At 55.4% G+C, this 17,646-nt stretch carries 15 protein-coding genes, 4 tRNA genes and 2 pseudogenes; 7 read left to right on the plus strand and 14 right to left on the minus strand.

Annotated elements, in window-relative coordinates; translation table 11 throughout:
- Positions 1–10: 10 nt before the first annotated feature.
- From RHM58_RS30780 to RHM58_RS30820, 9 genes and pseudogenes are all read right to left on the minus strand, one after another.
- Positions 11–283, minus strand: coding sequence for an HU family DNA-binding protein (locus tag RHM58_RS30780; RefSeq protein ID WP_002552737.1), 273 nt, complete (start codon positions 281–283; stop codon positions 11–13).
- Between the two features lie 149 nt (positions 284–432).
- Positions 433–2,831, minus strand: a pseudogene (gene lon / locus RHM58_RS30785) (endopeptidase La).
- A gap of 161 nt (positions 2,832–2,992) precedes the next feature.
- Positions 2,993–4,276 carry an ATP-dependent Clp protease ATP-binding subunit ClpX gene (gene clpX / locus RHM58_RS30790; protein ID WP_007901798.1) on the minus strand — a complete coding sequence of 428 codons (1,284 nt, stop codon included), beginning with the start codon at positions 4,274–4,276 and terminating at the stop codon, positions 2,993–2,995.
- A 112-nt stretch (positions 4,277–4,388) separates the two neighbouring features.
- Positions 4,389–5,024 (minus strand): ATP-dependent Clp endopeptidase proteolytic subunit ClpP, encoded by a 636-nt coding sequence (clpP, locus tag RHM58_RS30795; RefSeq protein ID WP_054053844.1) that lies wholly within the window; start codon positions 5,022–5,024, stop codon positions 4,389–4,391.
- Positions 5,025–5,118: 94 nt separating this feature from the next.
- Positions 5,119–6,429, minus strand: coding sequence for a trigger factor (gene tig, locus RHM58_RS30800; RefSeq protein WP_201204718.1), 1,311 nt, complete (start codon positions 6,427–6,429; stop codon positions 5,119–5,121).
- 401 nt (positions 6,430–6,830) lie between these two features.
- Positions 6,831–6,906 (minus strand) — tRNA-His (locus tag RHM58_RS30805).
- Between the two features lie 77 nt (positions 6,907–6,983).
- Positions 6,984–7,068: transfer RNA gene (locus RHM58_RS30810), tRNA-Leu, on the minus strand.
- Positions 7,069–7,124: 56 nt separating this feature from the next.
- A tRNA-His gene (locus RHM58_RS30815) sits at positions 7,125–7,200 on the minus strand.
- A gap of 34 nt (positions 7,201–7,234) precedes the next feature.
- A tRNA-Arg gene (locus RHM58_RS30820) sits at positions 7,235–7,311 on the minus strand.
- A 272-nt stretch (positions 7,312–7,583) separates the two neighbouring features.
- On the opposite strand from RHM58_RS30820, the gene folD reads away from it, so the two are divergent.
- Positions 7,584–8,438, plus strand: a complete 855-nt coding sequence (gene folD, locus RHM58_RS30825) for a bifunctional methylenetetrahydrofolate dehydrogenase/methenyltetrahydrofolate cyclohydrolase FolD (RefSeq protein WP_201197050.1) — start codon at positions 7,584–7,586, stop codon at positions 8,436–8,438.
- 199 nt (positions 8,439–8,637) lie between these two features.
- Complete coding sequence (mddA, locus tag RHM58_RS30830; protein ID WP_322270926.1) at positions 8,638–9,438, plus strand: methanethiol S-methyltransferase; 801 nt, start codon at positions 8,638–8,640, stop codon at positions 9,436–9,438.
- A gap of 33 nt (positions 9,439–9,471) precedes the next feature.
- Here mddA and RHM58_RS30835 read toward each other — a convergent pair whose 3' ends face one another.
- On the minus strand, positions 9,472–9,666 hold the full coding sequence (locus tag RHM58_RS30835; RefSeq protein WP_322269032.1) for a hypothetical protein: 195 nt from the start codon (positions 9,664–9,666) through the stop codon (positions 9,472–9,474).
- A 154-nt stretch (positions 9,667–9,820) separates the two neighbouring features.
- Positions 9,821–10,336, minus strand: a complete 516-nt coding sequence (locus RHM58_RS30840) for a hypothetical protein (RefSeq protein WP_322269033.1) — start codon at positions 10,334–10,336, stop codon at positions 9,821–9,823.
- 869 nt (positions 10,337–11,205) lie between these two features.
- Between RHM58_RS30840 and RHM58_RS30850 the strand changes: the two genes are divergently transcribed.
- The gene (locus RHM58_RS30850; protein WP_322269034.1) at positions 11,206–11,415 is read left to right on the plus strand and encodes a hypothetical protein; all 210 of its coding nucleotides are present in this window, start codon (positions 11,206–11,208) and stop codon (positions 11,413–11,415) included.
- Between the two features lie 204 nt (positions 11,416–11,619).
- Here RHM58_RS30850 and RHM58_RS30855 read toward each other — a convergent pair whose 3' ends face one another.
- Positions 11,620–12,501 (minus strand): LysR family transcriptional regulator, encoded by an 882-nt coding sequence (locus tag RHM58_RS30855; protein ID WP_322269035.1) that lies wholly within the window; start codon positions 12,499–12,501, stop codon positions 11,620–11,622.
- Positions 12,502–12,775: 274 nt separating this feature from the next.
- Between RHM58_RS30855 and RHM58_RS30860 the strand changes: the two are divergent.
- From RHM58_RS30860 to RHM58_RS30875, 4 genes and pseudogenes are all read left to right on the plus strand, one after another.
- Positions 12,776–13,674: pseudogene (locus tag RHM58_RS30860) on the plus strand (NAD-dependent epimerase/dehydratase family protein).
- Positions 13,671–14,516 carry an SDR family NAD(P)-dependent oxidoreductase gene (locus RHM58_RS30865; protein ID WP_322269036.1) on the plus strand — a complete coding sequence of 282 codons (846 nt, stop codon included), beginning with the start codon at positions 13,671–13,673 and terminating at the stop codon, positions 14,514–14,516. Before RHM58_RS30860 ends, RHM58_RS30865 begins: the two are co-directional and overlap by 4 nt.
- 24 nt (positions 14,517–14,540) lie before the next feature.
- Positions 14,541–15,011 (plus strand): nuclear transport factor 2 family protein, encoded by a 471-nt coding sequence (locus RHM58_RS30870; protein ID WP_322269037.1) that lies wholly within the window; start codon positions 14,541–14,543, stop codon positions 15,009–15,011.
- An 88-nt stretch (positions 15,012–15,099) separates the two neighbouring features.
- On the plus strand, positions 15,100–16,230 hold the full coding sequence (locus RHM58_RS30875; RefSeq protein ID WP_416195282.1) for an alkene reductase: 1,131 nt from the start codon (positions 15,100–15,102) through the stop codon (positions 16,228–16,230).
- A gap of 307 nt (positions 16,231–16,537) precedes the next feature.
- On the opposite strand, the gene RHM58_RS30880 is transcribed toward RHM58_RS30875, so the two are convergent.
- On the minus strand, positions 16,538–17,167 hold the full coding sequence (locus tag RHM58_RS30880) for a hypothetical protein (protein WP_322269038.1): 630 nt from the start codon (positions 17,165–17,167) through the stop codon (positions 16,538–16,540).
- Positions 17,164–17,622 carry a hypothetical protein gene (locus RHM58_RS30885; protein ID WP_322269039.1) on the minus strand — a complete coding sequence of 153 codons (459 nt, stop codon included), beginning with the start codon at positions 17,620–17,622 and terminating at the stop codon, positions 17,164–17,166. The genes RHM58_RS30880 and RHM58_RS30885 overlap by 4 nt, the downstream gene beginning before the upstream one ends.
- Positions 17,623–17,646 lie beyond the last annotated feature (24 nt).

The following is a 17,646-nucleotide window of genomic DNA, read 5'->3' on the forward strand; positions in this document are numbered from 1 at the left end:
TGAATCGAACTTAGTTGACAGCTTCTTTCAGTGCTTTACCGGCTTTGAAACCTGGTTTTTTAGCAGCTGCGATTTCCAGCGTCTTACCGGTCTGTGGGTTACGACCAATGCGAGCTGGACGATCAGTTACGGAGAAAGTACCGAAACCAACCAGAACAACAGAGTCGCCAGCCTTGAGAGCGCCAGTGACGGATTCGATTACAGCGTCCAGCGCACGGCCAGCAGCAGCTTTCGGGATATCAGCGGATGCAGCGATAGCATCAATCAGTTCCGACTTGTTCACTCTAAGTCCCCTTATATCTATTTTGAGTATGATTCTAAGTTTTTTGGTGAAAGCAAAAACGAGTGCTGAATGGCCTACAGACACTTAAGAGCCGCTTTATAACAAGGGCTCTAAAAAGCTGTCAAGGAAGCCCCCCAGGCAAATGCGTACTAATGCGTGCTAATTCTTTCCTTAGAGTCAGACTCGCGTTTTTCATCCTTTGCAACTATCTCAGGAGCCACATCCGGTAAGGGCTCCGGCGCGTATTGCAGCGCAATTTGCAGGACCTCGTCAATCCATTTAACCGGTTTAATCTGTAGATCTTGCTTGATATTGTCAGGAATTTCCTTCAGATCGCGTACGTTCTCTTCAGGAATGATCACCGTCTTGATCCCGCCACGGTGTGCAGCGAGCAGTTTTTCTTTCAAACCGCCGATCGCCAATACCTGGCCACGCAAGGTGATTTCGCCGGTCATGGCGACGTCTGCGCGTACAGGAATCCCGGTCAATGCTGACACCAGGGCCGTGCACATGCCTACACCAGCGCTAGGGCCGTCCTTCGGGGTCGCCCCTTCCGGCATATGGATGTGCGTGTCGCGCTTCTCGTGGAAGTCCAGGGGGATCCCCAGGCTCTTGGCACGGCTGCGGACAACGGTCAGGGCTGCGGTGATCGATTCGACCATCACATCACCCAGCGAACCGGTCTTGATCAACTGGCCTTTACCCGGTACGACGGCAGCCTCGATGGTCAGCAATTCGCCACCCACCTGAGTCCACGCCAGGCCGGTCACTTGACCGATCTGATCCTGGGATTCAGCCAGGCCGTAGCGGAATTTACGCACACCCAGGAAGTGTTCCAGCATCTCGGCGGTGACTTTCACCGAGAAGCGTTTCTCCATAGCATGCTCTTTGACCGTCTTGCGGCAAACCTTGGCAATCTGGCGCTCAAGCCCCCGTACACCGGCTTCGCGAGTGTAATAGCGGATGATGTCGCGGATCGCTTCGGCTTCGAATTCCAGCTCGCCTTTCTTCAAGCCGTTGGCAGCAATCTGCTTGGGCGAGAGGTATTTGACGGCGATGTTGATCTTCTCGTCTTCGGTGTAACCCGGCAGACGAATCACTTCCATCCGGTCCAGCAGCGCCGGTGGAATGTTCATGGAGTTGGAGGTGCAAAGGAACATCACATCGGATAGGTCGTAGTCGACTTCCAGATAGTGATCGTTGAAATTGTGGTTCTGCTCAGGGTCGAGCACTTCCAGCAACGCCGACGCCGGGTCACCGCGCATGTCGCTGCCCATTTTGTCGATTTCATCGAGCAGGAACAGCGGGTTGCGAACCCCCACCTTTGTCATCTTTTGAATCAATCTTCCTGGCATCGAACCGATGTAAGTACGGCGATGACCACGAATTTCCGCTTCATCACGCACACCACCGAGGGCCATACGGACGAATTTGCGGTTAGTGGCGTGAGCAATCGACTCCGCCAAGGAGGTTTTACCAACCCCTGGAGGACCGACCAGGCACAACACCGGACCACGAATTTTCTTCACGCGCTTTTGCACGGCGAGGTATTCGAGGATGCGTTCTTTGACTTCGTCCAGACCGTAGTGGTCGGCGTCGAGAATGTCTTCTGCACGGGCAAGGTCCAGACGCACCTTGCTCTGAGCCTTCCACGGCACCTGAACCAGCCAGTCGATGTACGAACGCACCACTGTCGCTTCCGCAGACATTGGCGACATTTGTTTCAGCTTGTTCAGTTCGCCCTGGGCCTTGGCCAAGGCATCTTTGGGCAGGCCAGCGGCATCGATGCGCTTTTTCAGCTCTTCGATTTCGTTGTGGCCTTCCTCGCTGTCGCCGAGCTCTTTCTGAATGGCCTTCATCTGCTCATTCAGGTAGTACTCGCGCTGACTGCGCTCCATCTGTTTTTTGACGCGACCGCGAATACGTTTTTCGACTTGCAGCAGATCGATCTCGGCATCCAGCAACGCCAGAACGTGCTCGACCCGGGCCGACAAATCGATAATTTCGAGGATTTCCTGCTTCTGCTCGATCTTCAGGGCCATGTGCGCGGCCATGGTGTCAACCAGGCGGCCTGGCTCGTCGGGATGCTATTGAGCGAGGACAGGACTTCAGCCGGGACTTTCTTGCCCAACTGCACATATTGTTCGAACTGAGCCAGCAGGCTGCGAACGAACACTTCCGATTCACGTTCCGGCGCGTCGACTTCGTCAATCAGCGAGACTTCGGCACGGCAGTGACCGTCCACTTCGCTGAAGCGCTCCACGGCGCCCCGCTGCTCACCTTCGACCAGAACCTTGACGGTGCCGTCAGGCAGCTTGAGCAGTTGCAGAACGGTCGCGATGGTACCTACGCGATAAAGTGCTTCTTCACCGGGATCGTCGTCAGCAGGGTTTCTCTGAGCCAGCAGAAGGATCTGCTTGTCGCCCGTCATCGCAGCCTCGAGGGCTTCGATGGATTTCTCGCGCCCCACGAACAGCGGGATAACCATGTGCGGATAAACCACAACATCACGCAATGGCAGGAGAGGCAATTCGATGGTTGTCTTCATGATTTCGCCTCTACGGCGGCCATAAGGCCGTAAACAGATGGAAGTAAGCTTGAAACCAAGATGGGGGCTGCTTTCAAAAAAAACAAGCGCAAAGAGGGTGTTAAAACGCTTTAAAAGAAAAGGGGCCCGAAGGCCCCTCCTTTATTCCAGCAGCGCGACGCTTAAGCGTCTGGCGCAGCCTTGGCAGTCGGCTCACTGTTTTCGTAGATATACAGTGGCTTGGACTTGCCTTCGATAACGCTTTCATCGATCACTACTTTACTCACCTCGGACTGCGAGGGGATTTCATACATAGTGTCGAGCAATACACCTTCGAGAATCGAACGCAGTCCACGGGCACCGGTCTTGCGTTCCAGGGCACGTTTGGCGACCGATTTCAGTGCGTCGGCCCGGAATTCCAGGTCCACGCCTTCCATCTCGAACAACTTGGCGTACTGCTTGGTCAGAGCATTTTTCGGCTCGGTGAGGATCTGCATCAAAGCAGCCTCATCAAGCTCGTCCAGCGTGGCAAGTACCGGCAGACGGCCGACGAATTCCGGAATCAGACCAAACTTGACCAAATCGTCAGGCTCGACTTCACGCAGGGATTCACCGACTTTCTTGCCTTCTTCCTTGCTGCGCACTTCTGCGTTGAAACCGATGCCACCCTTGGTGGAACGGTTTTGAATGACTTTCTCCAAACCGGAGAACGCACCACCGCAAATGAACAGGATGTTACGGGTGTCGACCTGCAGGAATTCCTGCTGCGGATGCTTGCGACCACCTTGCGGCGGAACGGAAGCGACCGTGCCTTCGATCAACTTGAGCAAGGCTTGCTGCACGCCTTCACCGGAAACATCCCGGGTGATCGACGGGTTGTCAGACTTACGCGAGATCTTGTCGATCTCATCGATGTAGACAATGCCCATCTGGGCTTTTTCTACGTCGTAATCGCACTTCTGCAGCAGCTTCTGAATGATGTTCTCGACATCTTCACCTACATAACCCGCCTCGGTGAGGGTGGTTGCGTCGGCGATGGTGAACGGAACGTTCAGCAAACGAGCCAGTGTTTCGGCAAGCAGGGTTTTACCCGAGCCTGTCGGGCCGATCAGCAAGATGTTGCTTTTGCCAAGTTCGACGTCGTCATTCTTTTTGTCACGCTGGTTCAGGCGCTTGTAGTGGTTGTACACCGCTACGGCCAGAACCTTCTTCGCACGTTCCTGACCAATTACATACTGATCAAGGATGCCGCTGATTTCTTTAGGCGAAGGCAATTTATGCGCGCTGCTCTCGGCCTGGGCTTCCTGCACCTCCTCACGGATGATGTCGTTGCACAGGTCGACGCACTCGTCGCAAATAAAGACCGAGGGGCCGGCAATCAACTTACGCACTTCATGCTGGCTTTTGCCACAGAAGGAGCAATAGAGCAGCTTGCCGTTGTCCTCGCCGTTGCGGGTGTCAGTCATTCGTTCGATCCAAATCCGATAGGCTTGCAACACAAGATGAAGGCTATTGCGGGCTTTTTCAAGCCCGCTGGTGATCGGAGCAGCCGACCTAGCCTATTTTGAGCTGCTTATTTTAAGCGGGGCGCTGGCTGATCACTTCATCGATCAACCCATACTCACGCGCAGCTTCTGCACTCATGAAGTTATCGCGGTTGGTGTCACGCTCGATTTCTTCAAGAGTGTGCCCGCTATGCTTGGCCATCAGCGTGTTGAGACGCTCACGAATGAAGAGGATTTCCTTGGCATGGATTTCGATATCCGACGCCTGGCCCTGGAAACCGCCCAATGGCTGGTGAATCATCACGCGCGAGTTCGGCAGGCAGAAACGCTTGCCAGGGGCACCGGCCGTCAGCAGGAACGCGCCCATGCTGCACGCTTGACCGATACAGGTGGTCGACACGTTTGGCTTGATGAACTGCATGGTGTCGTAGATCGACATGCCCGCCGTCACCGAACCGCCCGGGGAGTTGATATAGAGATGGATGTCCTTGTCCGGGTTTTCCGCTTCAAGGAACAGCAGTTGCGCACAGATCAGGTTGGCCATGTAGTCCTCTACCGGGCCAACCAGAAAGATCACTCGCTCCTTGAGAAGGCGCGAGTAAATGTCGTAAGCGCGCTCGCCACGAGCAGACTGCTCGACAACCATCGGGACCAGGCCGCCTGCGGCCTGGATATCAGAGTTCTGCTGAATATACGAATTACGGAACATGCTCTGCAGTCACTCCCAAATAGTTATGTCTTGAATACGCATAAGCCAGCACGAAGGCTGGCTTATGGTGATTACTTCTTACCGCAAAAAGCGATCAGTCGGCTTGTGGAGCTTCTGCCGGCTTGACTGCTTCTTCGTAAGAGACCGATTTGTCGGTCACGTTAGCCTTCTGCAGAACAGTATCCACAACTTGTTCTTCCAGCACAACCGAACGGACTTCGTTCAGTTGCTGGTCGTTCTTGTAGTACCAGGACACAACCTGCTCAGGCTCTTGGTAGGCCGAAGCCATTTCCTGAATCATTTCGCGAACGCGGGCTTCGTCTGGCTTGAGGTCGAATTGCTTGACCACTTCAGCCACGATCAGACCCAGAACAACGCGGCGCTTGGCTTGTTCTTCGAACAGCTCGGCCGGCAGTTGGTCAGGCTTGATGTTGCCGCCGAACTGCTGAACAGCCTGCACGCGCAGACGGTCAACTTCGTTGGACAGCAGAGCCTTAGGCACTTCGATCGGGTTGGTGGCCAGCAGACCGTCCATTACCTGATTCTTGACCTTGGATTTGATCGCCTGACGCAGTTCGCGCTCCATGTTCTTGCGAACTTCGGTGCGGAAGCCTTCCAGACCAGTTTCCTTGATGCCGAATTGAGCGAAGAATTCTTCGTTCAGCTCTGGCAGTTTTGGCTCGGAAACAGTGTTCACGGTAACGGTGAACTCAGCGGCTTTGCCAGCCAGGTCGAGGTTCTGATAGTCCTCTGGGAAGCTCAGGTTCAGAACGCGCTCTTCGCCGGCTTTAGCGCCAACCAGACCGTCTTCGAAACCAGGGATCATGCGGCCGGAACCGATAACCAGCTGAGTGCCTTTGGCGGAACCGCCAGCGAACACTTCGCCGTCAACCTTGCCAACGAAATCGATGTTCAGTTGGTCGTCGTTCTGAGCAGCGCGATCGGCCACTTCGAAACGGGTGTTCTGCTTGCGCAGCACGTCCAGCATTTTGTCCAGATCAGCGTCAGCCACGTCAGCGCTCAGGCGCTCAACGGCGATACCGTCGAAACCGGCTACAGTGAACTCCGGGAACACTTCGAAAATTGCGACGTATTCCAGATCTTTGCCAGCTTCGATCGACTTAGGCTCGATCGAAGGAGCGCCAGCCGGGTTCAGCTTCTGCTCAACAACAGCTTCGTAGAAGGAGGACTGGATCACATCGCCTACGGCTTCCTGACGTGCATCAGCGCCAAAGCGACGCTTGATTTCACTCATTGGCACTTTGCCTGGACGGAAGCCAGCAATCTTGGCCTTTTGCGCGGTCTGCTGCAGACGCTTGTTGACCTGAGTCTCGATGCGCTCAGCCGGCACGGTGATGCTCATGCGGCGCTCAAGAGCAGAAGTATTTTCAACAGAAACTTGCATGGATATTCCTCGTTGCACAGACGTTAGCCGGCCGTTTCCGACCCCAGAATCAAGGGCATGCATTCTAGTGGGTCAAACTCAAGAAGTCACCCTACTGAAAACGGGTAAAAAAGCAGCAGGCAATTTATAGGCGAGGGACAAACGGTTGCGCCTCGCCCTGTTAGCAAATACAGCCAATGAAACCAGGGCTCTGCACCAACCCTTCTATATAGAAGAAGTTGCCAATTATCTCCCTGACAGCCGATCTTGCGAGCAAGGCCGGCGGGTGGCGCGGCATCATCGAGAAACATAAATACGACGAAACACCCCGCCCCTGCGACCCAGAACCTGCAGCCGCTGATCACTCGAACCGCTAAAACAAAAAAGGCGCCAGACTGTTAAATCTGGCGCCTCTCGAAATATGGGGTGGACGAAGGGGATCGAACCCTCGACAACGGGAGTCACAATCCCGTGCTCTACCAACTGAGCTACAACCACCATATTGCCTCACAAAGAAGCCAAAAAACTTCCTTGCTGCGCCCCCTTCAAGCCAACGGCCTGAGTGAAGCTGTATTTGGTGCGGATGAAGAGACTCGAACTCTTACACCTTGCGGCGCTGGAACCTAAATCCAGTGTGTCTACCAATTCCACCACATCCGCGCTTGAAGCTTTTAAAGCAAAGGCGCCAGACTATTAATCTGGCGCCTTTTAAAATATGGGGTGGACGAAGGGGATCGAACCCTCGACAACGGGAGTCACAATCCCGTGCTCTACCAACTGAGCTACAACCACCATGTGCTGCGCTACTTGTGCCAAAGCTGCCTAATGGCGCACCCGGCAGGACTCGAACCTGCGACCATCCGCTTAGAAGGCGGATGCTCTATCCAGCTGAGCTACGGGCGCCTTATTAATCTGTACTCTTGGAGGACTACAAACTAAGTGCTTCCAGTCTTGCAGAACCGTAATCCCGCTCGACCTTCTCATCCAGTGCTAGGCTGTGCCCGACAAGTGCGACGAATAGTATAGAGCGCCCCAAAGGCAGTCAAATCCTTTTTAAAAAAATTCATTTAATTAAAGGGCTTAGAGGAATTTGCAGACCAAGCGCCTTTGCCCTCACCTCTTGGCATGCGAGAATGCGCTCTCTTTTTTCCCCTCTCGATGGTTAACCACGCGCAATGACTGCACAACTAATCGACGGCAAATCGATCGCCGCCAGCCTGCGCCAGCAGATCGCCAAACGAGTTGCCGAACGTCGCCAGCAAGGCCTGCGCACCCCCGGCCTCGCGGTGATTCTGGTCGGCAGCGATCCTGCCTCTCAGGTTTATGTCTCGCACAAGCGTAAAGACTGTGAAGAGGTCGGCTTCCTTTCCCAGGCTTACGACCTGCCTTCTGAAACCACTCAAGAAGCACTGACCGATCTGATCGATCGCCTGAACGACGACCCGGCAATTGACGGCGTTCTGCTTCAACTTCCTTTACCTGCCCACCTGGACGCGTCCAAATTGCTGGAACGCATTCGTCCGGATAAAGACGTCGACGGTTTTCACCCTTATAACGTCGGTCGCCTGGCTCAACGCATTCCGCTGCTGCGCCCCTGCACCCCTAAAGGCATCATGGCCCTGCTGGAAAGCACCGGTGTGGATCTTTACGGGATGGACGCAGTGATTGTCGGTGCCTCCAACATTGTTGGTCGTCCAATGGCGATGGAACTGCTGCTGGCGGGCTGCACCGTCACCGTCACCCACCGCTTCACCAAGGATCTGGCAGGCCACGTCGGCCGCGCCGATCTGGTCGTGGTTGCTGCCGGCAAGCCGGGCCTGGTCAAGGGTGAGTGGATCAAGGAAGGCGCGATCGTGATCGACGTCGGCATCAACCGTCAGGAAGACGGCAAACTGGTCGGTGACGTAATCTACGAAACCGCCCTGCCCCGCGCCGGCTGGATCACCCCGGTACCGGGTGGCGTCGGCCCGATGACACGTGCCTGCCTGTTGGAAAACACTCTATACGCAGCCGAAACCCTGCACAGCTAATTCCACTGGTTTGGCGTACAAACAGAGCCCCGCTATTTAGCGGGGCTTTTTGTTATCGGCCGCACGCTGGATGAAACGCCTGCGGCCATCGGACAAACCAGCAGCGAATTTCAGAATTAAGTACACACTGAAAGATAAACGCCCTACAGACGCCAGCAAGGCAACCGGATACAAATGGCTCACTCGCCAGGAGTCGTCCATGAAGCCGCAAGACCTACCCGAACATCGTTTGAGTCATTCCACCGGAAAAGTGGCGGGCCTGCTTTACAGCCTCTGCTGTTACCTGTGTTTTCTGCTTACTGCGCTTTACCTGATGGGCTTTCTCTCAGGCATCGGCGTGCCCAAAGACATCGACTCTGGTCCCAGCCTCGACTGGCGCCTGGCCACCCTCGTCGACACCTTGTTGATTACGCTGTTTGCCGTACAACACAGCGGCATGGCGCGAAAGGGTTTCAAACAGTGGTGGACCCATTTCATCCCGGCACCGATCGAGCGCGCGACCTATGTGCTGGTCACCTGTCTGGTGCTTGTGCTGCTTTTCTGGCTCTGGCAACCCATCCGTGCGTCGATCTGGCGCCTGGAATCTGCCTGGACTCAAGGCATGCTCACCGGCGTGTTCTGGATCGGCTGGGGCGTGATATTGCTCGCTACGTTTCTGATCAGCCATTTCGAATTGCTTGGCATAAAGCAGGCACTCGATGCCTGGCGCTCGCCCAAGCCGGAAAACCCCACCTTCAAAACGCCTTTGCTCTACAAACTGGTGCGCCACCCTTTGTACCTGGGGTTTCTCATCGTGTTCTGGGCGACACCGTCCATGACCGCCGGGCACCTGTTGTTTGCCGCGCTAAGCACCCTGTACATCCTCATCGGGGTTCATCTGGAAGAAAGAGACCTGGTAGAACTGTTCGGAGAAGACTACCGACGGTACAGACAACGCGTCGCAATGCTTGTGCCCCTGATCAAACGCAAACCCGACGCCTCTAGCAACCAGCAAAAGTGAGTCAATCCAGCCCTATCAACCCCCCCAAACTAATTACTCTCCTCCCCGATTTGCTTGGCGTTTCGCCTTCTGAGCATCAATACACAAGACTCTGAAAAACTTGGAAAATTGCATCACAGAGGCCTCCTTGGCTGCCTTTGTCTCTTCTACTGGATAGAGTTGCGCAGAGGAAAACATTGTCTGTGTCAGGCCCTTTTCGTCGCTGACCGGGTCGTAGTCAGTGATCATCGATTTAGTCTTCTCAATCGAAAACTCGAAAGTAGCGCCAGAGCCAACACTCCTACGACAAACCTCATGAAGGTCACTCCTATGGAAAGGCCTGCCCTGTTGCACCAGGCGCCAGAAACGAAAGAGCCCGGCGGGCGGATTGGGCTCTGTCGAGTCAAGGCCCCGCAGCAACCGATGGCTTACTGCGTAGATGTTGCACCAAAGACAGCACGGCAAAGAGAACAGCGAATACAAACAATATAACCAGAACAAGTTTGACGGACATGTCTGTATCCGACCGCTCCAGCGCAATGCAACTGGCCGCGTTTGAACAGCGCGCAGTGCACGACAGAACGCCGTTGATTTGGCAGGTCAGTACTCTTTTCTCGATATGGGTCAGCTCGATACTTCCCCCGCTGACCAGGCTGTCTCTGCGGGTCAAAATGCTCAGACTTCCAATATAGAAGGCCAGGTAGTGCCCCGTTTCTGGGCTCTTCGTCAGAAGTGTCACGCCCGCACCTTTGGGGAACTGAGCGTGAACGAAAGTGCCCTTGAAATGCTCGACAGTCTTTCCTTCAAGGTCAAAGTTTGAATCGGATGGAAACAGCAATGCGGGTAGACCGAGCAGACATAGCGCCATGAAGAATACGGCAAGACGCCCTGCTTTATTTAGTGCGTTGTATTTTATCAATTCGCATCGCTCAACGTGGATAGAGGCAATTTACCACTATCCTGCGATGGCTCCATCCCGCCTGTACGACTCCCCAGTAACGCCCCGCCACAGCGCTTTCCCACCGAAGACTTCGAATTCCAACTTCCACTCGCGCTTGTACCACTCAGTGCAAACCTGCCAGCAGCCCCAAGCACCATGCATACACGAACGGTCGGTCGAGCAGCGGCGTGCTGTCGGCTGAGGCGAGGAAGATTGCTGATGCCCGACTGACGCAGCGCCATCGCAAACGCAAGTAGTCGCCCGATGTGTTTGCGCCATCGGGCGCATCGGAGTTCATCCTTTCATCTTCAACACCCGGCGGCCACTTCGCCAAGGCCTTGGAAGCCTTTAAAATAAAGCCGCGCAGCCAATATAACTGCCGTCACACGTGCGCTACGATGTGCCTCAGGCAGGCATGAACCCGCGCTCATTGCCGGGCAGTTTGGGCACAGCGCTCAAGTGCTTTTGTCGACTTACGCTCGCTGGCTGAGCTCCACTACCGACTGGTCAGAAGTCGAGAAGCTGGAAAGCCAGAGTGATACAAAATTGGTACAACATTAAATATCTTTCACTTTTCGGCCTTTGTTTACAGGCGCCTATCGTTTTCCTGGCACATACTCCTAATATTAAAAATGGGTTTTGCCGGGCTTTCTAAAGTGGCAAACCCCAATGTTTATTGGGGTTTACCTACCCTCCTCCACACACGAAACACCCACGAAACGCATGCATTGGTACAAAAATTGGTACGAGATTCATCCCCCTCCTCCGGCGTCCTGCCGAACTGAAACCCATCTTTCCCACTCAAGTTTCGCCCCTGCTACGCTGCGATCTTCCACAGAGGAATCGCGATGCCAAACTCAGACCTGCTCCCTTCCCTGCTGTACAAAATCAACGAGAACCAGCTCGCCCTTGAAGCGGCCATTCTGGAACTGTCGAACTGGGTAGAGGCGCGCGGATCAGCAGACGTAGCCGAGAATGTTCGCGGCGCCCTGGATACCATCGAAAAGAATGAAGAGTTCATCAAGATGACTCTGGCGGTGATGATGCCCCCCGAGTAACTGCAATCGGCCAAGAGCGGTCACCCAACAAATGGCCGGAAACGATAAATAGGATTGGGCGATGCGGCGTCGTTAACAAGCGTCGGGGGGAGCACCTAAAAAGTCATTGGCAATTCGATCAATCATGCACGAGGAAGATCCGCTGAAAAGCTGAATGGGGCTCCGCGATAGAGCAGGTCGAGCGGTGTAGACTTGCTTAACGAGTCAGTGGCATATGCGCCGAAAAAAATCAATGAAAGCCCGCAGCTTCGGCGTCACTTGGCGACCGGAAGGCCAGAGCAAATTGAAATGGCCGCCCTCACTGGTGTAGTCCCCGAGCACCTCTACCAGTTGGCCATCCTCCAATGCGTCGCGAACAACGAAATCAGCGGCGTAGGTGATTCCCAACCCTTGCAGCGCAAAGCTCATACGTCCCTCCACCGAATTACACACCATTGAACGCGGCAACTCCAACTCCACTGGGTGGTCATCTCGAGTCAAGACCCATGTCTGTAATTTTCCGGTCTTAGGGAACCTGAAGTGGATGCACGAATGCTTGAGCAATGCCTCTGGACAGAGTGGGACTCCACGTCGTGCAAAGTAGTCAGGGGAGCCCACTATGAGCATGCGGTATGTACCCAGCGGGCGAGCCGACAAGCCTGAGTCTTTTTGCACGCCACTGCGAATCACTGCATCGAAACCTTCACTGATGACATCGACCAAACGATCGGTGAACTCGACATCCAGCTGTATATCTGGATAGAGCTGCTGGAACTCACCGAAAATCGGCAAAAACGGTCTTGCGATCATGGGCAGGCTGATTCGCAATGGCCCTTGGGGAGCCGATGCATTTTGAGAGAATTCCTCACTGGCAGCCTCCAGCTCTGCGAGAACGCGGCGGCAACGCTCAAGAAATTGTGTGCCTTCGGCAGTGAGCGTGATGCTGCGTGTGCTCCGATGAAACAGTCGAACCCCGAACTTTTCCTCCAACCGCGAAATGCTTTTGCTGACAGCAGATGCAGAAATCCCCAGGATCCTCCCCGCCGCAACAAAACTTCGAGCTTCGGCTGCCTGCACGAAAACCCCGATGCCACTCAAACTTTCCATTTACCCTCCAATCCATGGCTATAAAGCTCCATTGATGACTCCAGTGTCAACTCTGAACGGAATCAGAGCCTGTTTTTTCGATGGATTTTCGCGGTTATGGTTGTTTTCAGTGCAATGGGTGACTGGCAGCGCATCAAACCCAATTGATGCACGCCCTCTAAAACTCATCCCCCCAGCCGCCCATTGATGGCGCGCACTCGCACTGACCGTTTGAGCGAAGCGCTCAACGCATTCAATCCCGGCAACTATTGCCCAACCAAAAAGGCTTATCCCCATGAATATCTTTCTTACCGGCGCCAACGGCTTCGTTGGCGGTAGCGTCGCTACTCGCCTGATCAAGGCAGGACACGCCGTCCGCGGCCTGGTCCGCGACCCAAAAAAGCCGAACAACTCAAAGCACTTGGCATCGAACCGGTGATTGGCAGTCTTGATGATCACGACCTGCTGGTCGCTGAAGCACGTAACGCCGATGCCGTGATCGATGCGGCTAACAGTGACCACGCAGGTGCCGTCGAATCCTTTATCGAGGCCTTGAAAGGCTCCAATAAGGTGCTGATCCATACCAGCGGCTCGAGCATCATCGGCGACGACGCACAAGGCAACTACCTGAGCGACAACATCTTCGATGAAGACACCCCGTTTATCGTCGAGGCGCTGAAACAACCACGCTACGACATTGACCTGCGCATGATGAAGGCCGCCAACGAGGGCATCCGCACCGTCGTGATCTGCCCCAGCAACATCTATGGCGTAGGTGGCGGCCTGACCGACCACAGTTTCCAGCTTCCCTTCCTGATCGCCCGTGCTCGTGAAACCGGAGTGGTACGTATTGTCGGCAAAGGCGTCAACAGCTGGTCCAACGTGCACATCGAAGACGTTGCGGAATTGTTCCTGCTGGCGCTGCAAAAAGCCCCGGCCGGTGCGTTTTATTTCATCGAAAACGGTGAAGCCTCATTCGCCGAGATCGGTGCAGCGCTTGCCGAACGTATGGGACTTGGCCCGGTGCAATCATGGCCGGTAGAAGAAGCGGCGAAACACTGGGGCGAAATGCACGCGCATTACACCTTCGGGACTAACAGCCGAGTGATCGCCAAACGCGCACGAGCGGAACTTGGCTGGGCGCCGCGTAACAGTTCGATTCTGAACTGGGTCAAAACCGAGATGCCACTATGAGCCAGCCAACCAATGAACGTGTCTGGCTGGTGACGGGCAGCGCCAGTGGTCTGGGTGCGGGTATCGCCAAGGCCGCGTTGAACAACGGCGATTCAGTCATCGCCACAGACCTGGACCTTGCTCGACTGGAACAGACCTACGGCAGCTACGACGGTCAGGTCCTGGTCGCCGTGCTGGATATTCGGGATGTCGCCCAGGCCGAATCGGTGGTCGAGGCCGCCCTCAAGCGATTCGGCCGTATCGATGTACTGGTCAATAACGCCGGCTATGGCCAGTTCGGCCCCTTCGAGGAAGTCGAGCCCCAGGCCATCGAGCGACAGTTCGCAACCAATGTATTCGGCACGTTCAATGTGACCCGCGCCGTGCTGCCGGTGATGCGCAAACAACGCTGGGGGCATGTCATCAACATGTCGTCGAACGGTGGTTTCAAAGGCGTCTCCGGGGCCTCGATGTACTCGGCGAGCAAGTTCGCCATCGAAGGCTTTTCCGAATCCCTGGCCCAGGAAATCGCCAATTTCGGCATCAAGCTCACGTTGGTTGAACCCGGGGCTTTTCGGACCGACTTTCTGGACAGCCGCATGCTGAAAATCGGCACCCGTGCGCTGGATGACTACAGCGAATTCCGCACCAGGGCCCTGGAGGTGTTCGAAGCGCGCAATCACCAACAAGTCGGTGATCCGGACAAGCTCGGCCTTGCCGTCGTGAAACTGGTCGAGCAGAAAGAGCCGCCGTTGCGGTTCGTCGCCGGCGCAGATGCGGTGCAAGTCGTTGAAGACAAGCTCGCTTTCGTTGCGGCAGAGCTTTCCCGCTGGCGAGCGCTTTCAACGTCCACCGATTTCTAAGCCTTTACCCACGAGGAATTCCTTATGAGCAATAACGACCTTGCAAGCCGTGTAGAAGCCATCGAAACCCGCTTCGCCCTTGACCGCCTGATCGCCGAATACGCCCAGGCATTCGACACCCGTGATGAAAGTCTGCTCAGAGGTATCTGGCATGAGGACGCACGCCTTGACCTCGGCGCAGCTTTTGGCAGCTACGAAGGTGTTGAAGCCATCGTCGAGTCGGCCCACACCAATTGGAAAGCCATGCCACACATGCACCACTGGATGGCTAACGCATTGATCGACATCGACGGTGATACCGCTACCGCAAGAGCCGCCGTTGACTGCCTTTGTACCCATATTGAAATGGGCCCGATCCAGATCAGCGGTTTGTATCACGACACATTCGAACGCCGCCAGGGCCGCTGGGCCTTCATTGAGCGACGCTTCGATCTGCACTTCCTGACCCCATTGCCTAACTGGAAGCCAATCGCAGGAGGGGAAGCGGCGTCATAAGCCAGGCAGATTGTTGAAAAGCCCTTGAGTAATGGCCTGCATCCCCCAGCGCAGGTCTGCGCCCACTCCCCTTCTACAGGAATAAATGATGATTGATTTATTCGACTCCTATTCGCTGGGCGACCTCGCCCTGCCCAACCGTATCGTCATGCCCCCGCTTACACGTTCACGGGCAGCTGACGATGTAGCCGATGACATGACCGCAACTTACTACCGCCAGCGCGCCACCGCGGGCCTGATCATTTCCGAAGGCATACCCATCTCTCGCGAAGGCCGGGGCTACTTGTACATTCCGGGAATTTCCACTGCTGAGCAGATCGCCGGTTGGCGCAAGACTACCGATGCCGTGCATGAGGCCGATGGAACGATATTCGCCCAGCTCTGGCATGTCGGACGGGTATCCCACACCTCCATTCAAAAAGACGGCATCGCCCCCGTCAGCGCCAGTAGCAAAGTCGCTCGCGAGGCTCGTGCATTCGGCTACGACGAAGAGGGTAATCCCGGATTCCTTTACACTTCGACGCCGCGCCAACTGGCCACTGACGAGATAGGGCGTGTCGTTGAAGACTTTGTCATCGCCGCACAGAATGCGCGCGATGCAGGATTTGACGGCGTGGAATTACATGGAGCCAGCGGCTATCTGTTCGAGCAGTTCCTCAACCCCAATGTCAACGACCGCAATGATCGTTACTCGTCGCAACCTCTGGCAAACCGTTTGCGGTTCACGTTGGAAGTGATTGATGCCGTCTCTGCGCAGATTGGCGCCAAGCGTGTCGGAATCCGATTCACCCCTTACGGCGAACTTTTCGATATGCCCGCCTATGCGGACACCGAAAGTACTTACCTTGAGCTGGGGCGCGAACTGGCCAAGCGGCAGATCGCCTACATCCACCTGATGGACCAATCAGGGTTTCGTCTCGAAGACATGGTTCTTGCAGAAAATACACACTTCAAGCGCACCCTTGAAAAGCTGCGCCAGGTATTCGATACCGGGGCGCTGATCCTTGCTGGCGCTCAGACGCTGGACAGCGCAAATCAATTACTGGAAGCAGGTCTTGTCGATCTGGTGGGGTTCGGACAAGCGTTTATTGCCAACCCGGATCTGGTCGCTCGCTTTCAGAACGGTTGGCCTCTCAATGAGCCGGACCGAGCGACCTACTACGGCGGCGATGCAAAAGGCTACATCGACTACCCGACCTATGTCGAAACAACCGCCTGACGCTCTGGCTCGAAGATGGGCGCAAGCTGAAACGCGGACACCTCTGATGTCCGCTTGGGGTCGATGGCTGCCCTTGGTGACAGGCAGAAATCGGCCAATAGGGGACGTTCGGGCCATGAGGCTGCTTACAGAAAGTAGCTGCTGATATCAAACTACACCCGCCTAGCCACTGCCCCAATTCACGCCTACCATACACCCACCTCGTATTACCGCGGCTACGTGCTTGGCGCTCGGCTCGGTGAAACGTCGGACCGCCATGTGCTCGGTGACAATCGGGCTAGCGCCCGTCGAAAGCCTTCCACTTTGGTCACATCCCCCGGGTTCTGTGGGTAATGACGCCATAGGCATAAGGAAGTAAACCCTCCAGCCAGTCTCGTGGGTAGATCTCGACGCTATTCTCCAGTGTCGCGAGGACCCAGTTGGGAAGCCATGACATATCGCGGTCCGAGAAGTTGACTTCGCCTGCGATCAGCAACGCCAGCGTGGTACGCAGCGAAGACTTGTCCTTCAACAATCGTTCTTGCAGCGCTTGGCAAGCGTCCGGGTCATCCAGTAACACGCGAAGATCGTTGGGTTTGCTCAGCTTCAGCGAGGCTGGAAGCAGAGCCGATAAGGCCGGTAACGACTCCTTCCAGCGTTTGTGCACCTCGAGATCAATTCCGACGAAGTCCAGCGCCGGAGGCTCAAGCGGCGCGTGACGGATAACCGTGGGTGTCAGATAGCGCAGGCGAAGGCTCATGATGTCCATGAAGAGCCGGTCACTGGCACATAAAGACTCTAGGGCAGCTGCGGTGCGTGGTGTGGTTGATGGAGGTGGGCCGATAATGAACGTCGCATTGCGTCGGTGGGGCAGGTAATGAATGTCGCCCCAACTGTCGTTCAGGCAGTGGGCGAGCCAAGCCTGGGGCGCAGGGCCGTTGAACGGGTCCAGATTCATGGGGACGCCAAAAGCGTTGAATACCACATGACCGAGGGGTTGAGGCGGCTCTTCAATAGTTGGTGGAACCCGTGATCAAACACTATCGGGGCATAACCGCTCTGGGTGTAGAGGTCGACAATAATGACGTCGTACCGGTCGGGGGTGACGTCCAGGAAGTGCGCGGCATCAGCGACCACGCTGTCAAAGTCGATATGCGCTGCAAGTCGGTTCCGGTTATCGAGGCTGCGAACTAGTGCGGTCTCGTCCAGATCAACGGCCAACAGATGGGCAACTCTGGTGCTGGCTGCGATCGGCGCCAGCGCCACACCGTCCGAAAGCCCCAGCATCAGAACCGAGATTCGATCCTTGGACGGGTCCCCCAGGAAACCGGTACAGCCCATATCATCATAATATTGGCCGCAGAAGATCTGTTCATGTCGAGCAGATTCAGGTCGATCCTTGAAGTCCGGCATGGTGAAAGGCAACTCCATTTGTAA

The organism is Pseudomonas sp. 10S4, from assembly GCF_034344865.1.
Classification (GTDB): Bacteria; Pseudomonadota; Gammaproteobacteria; order Pseudomonadales; family Pseudomonadaceae; genus Aquipseudomonas.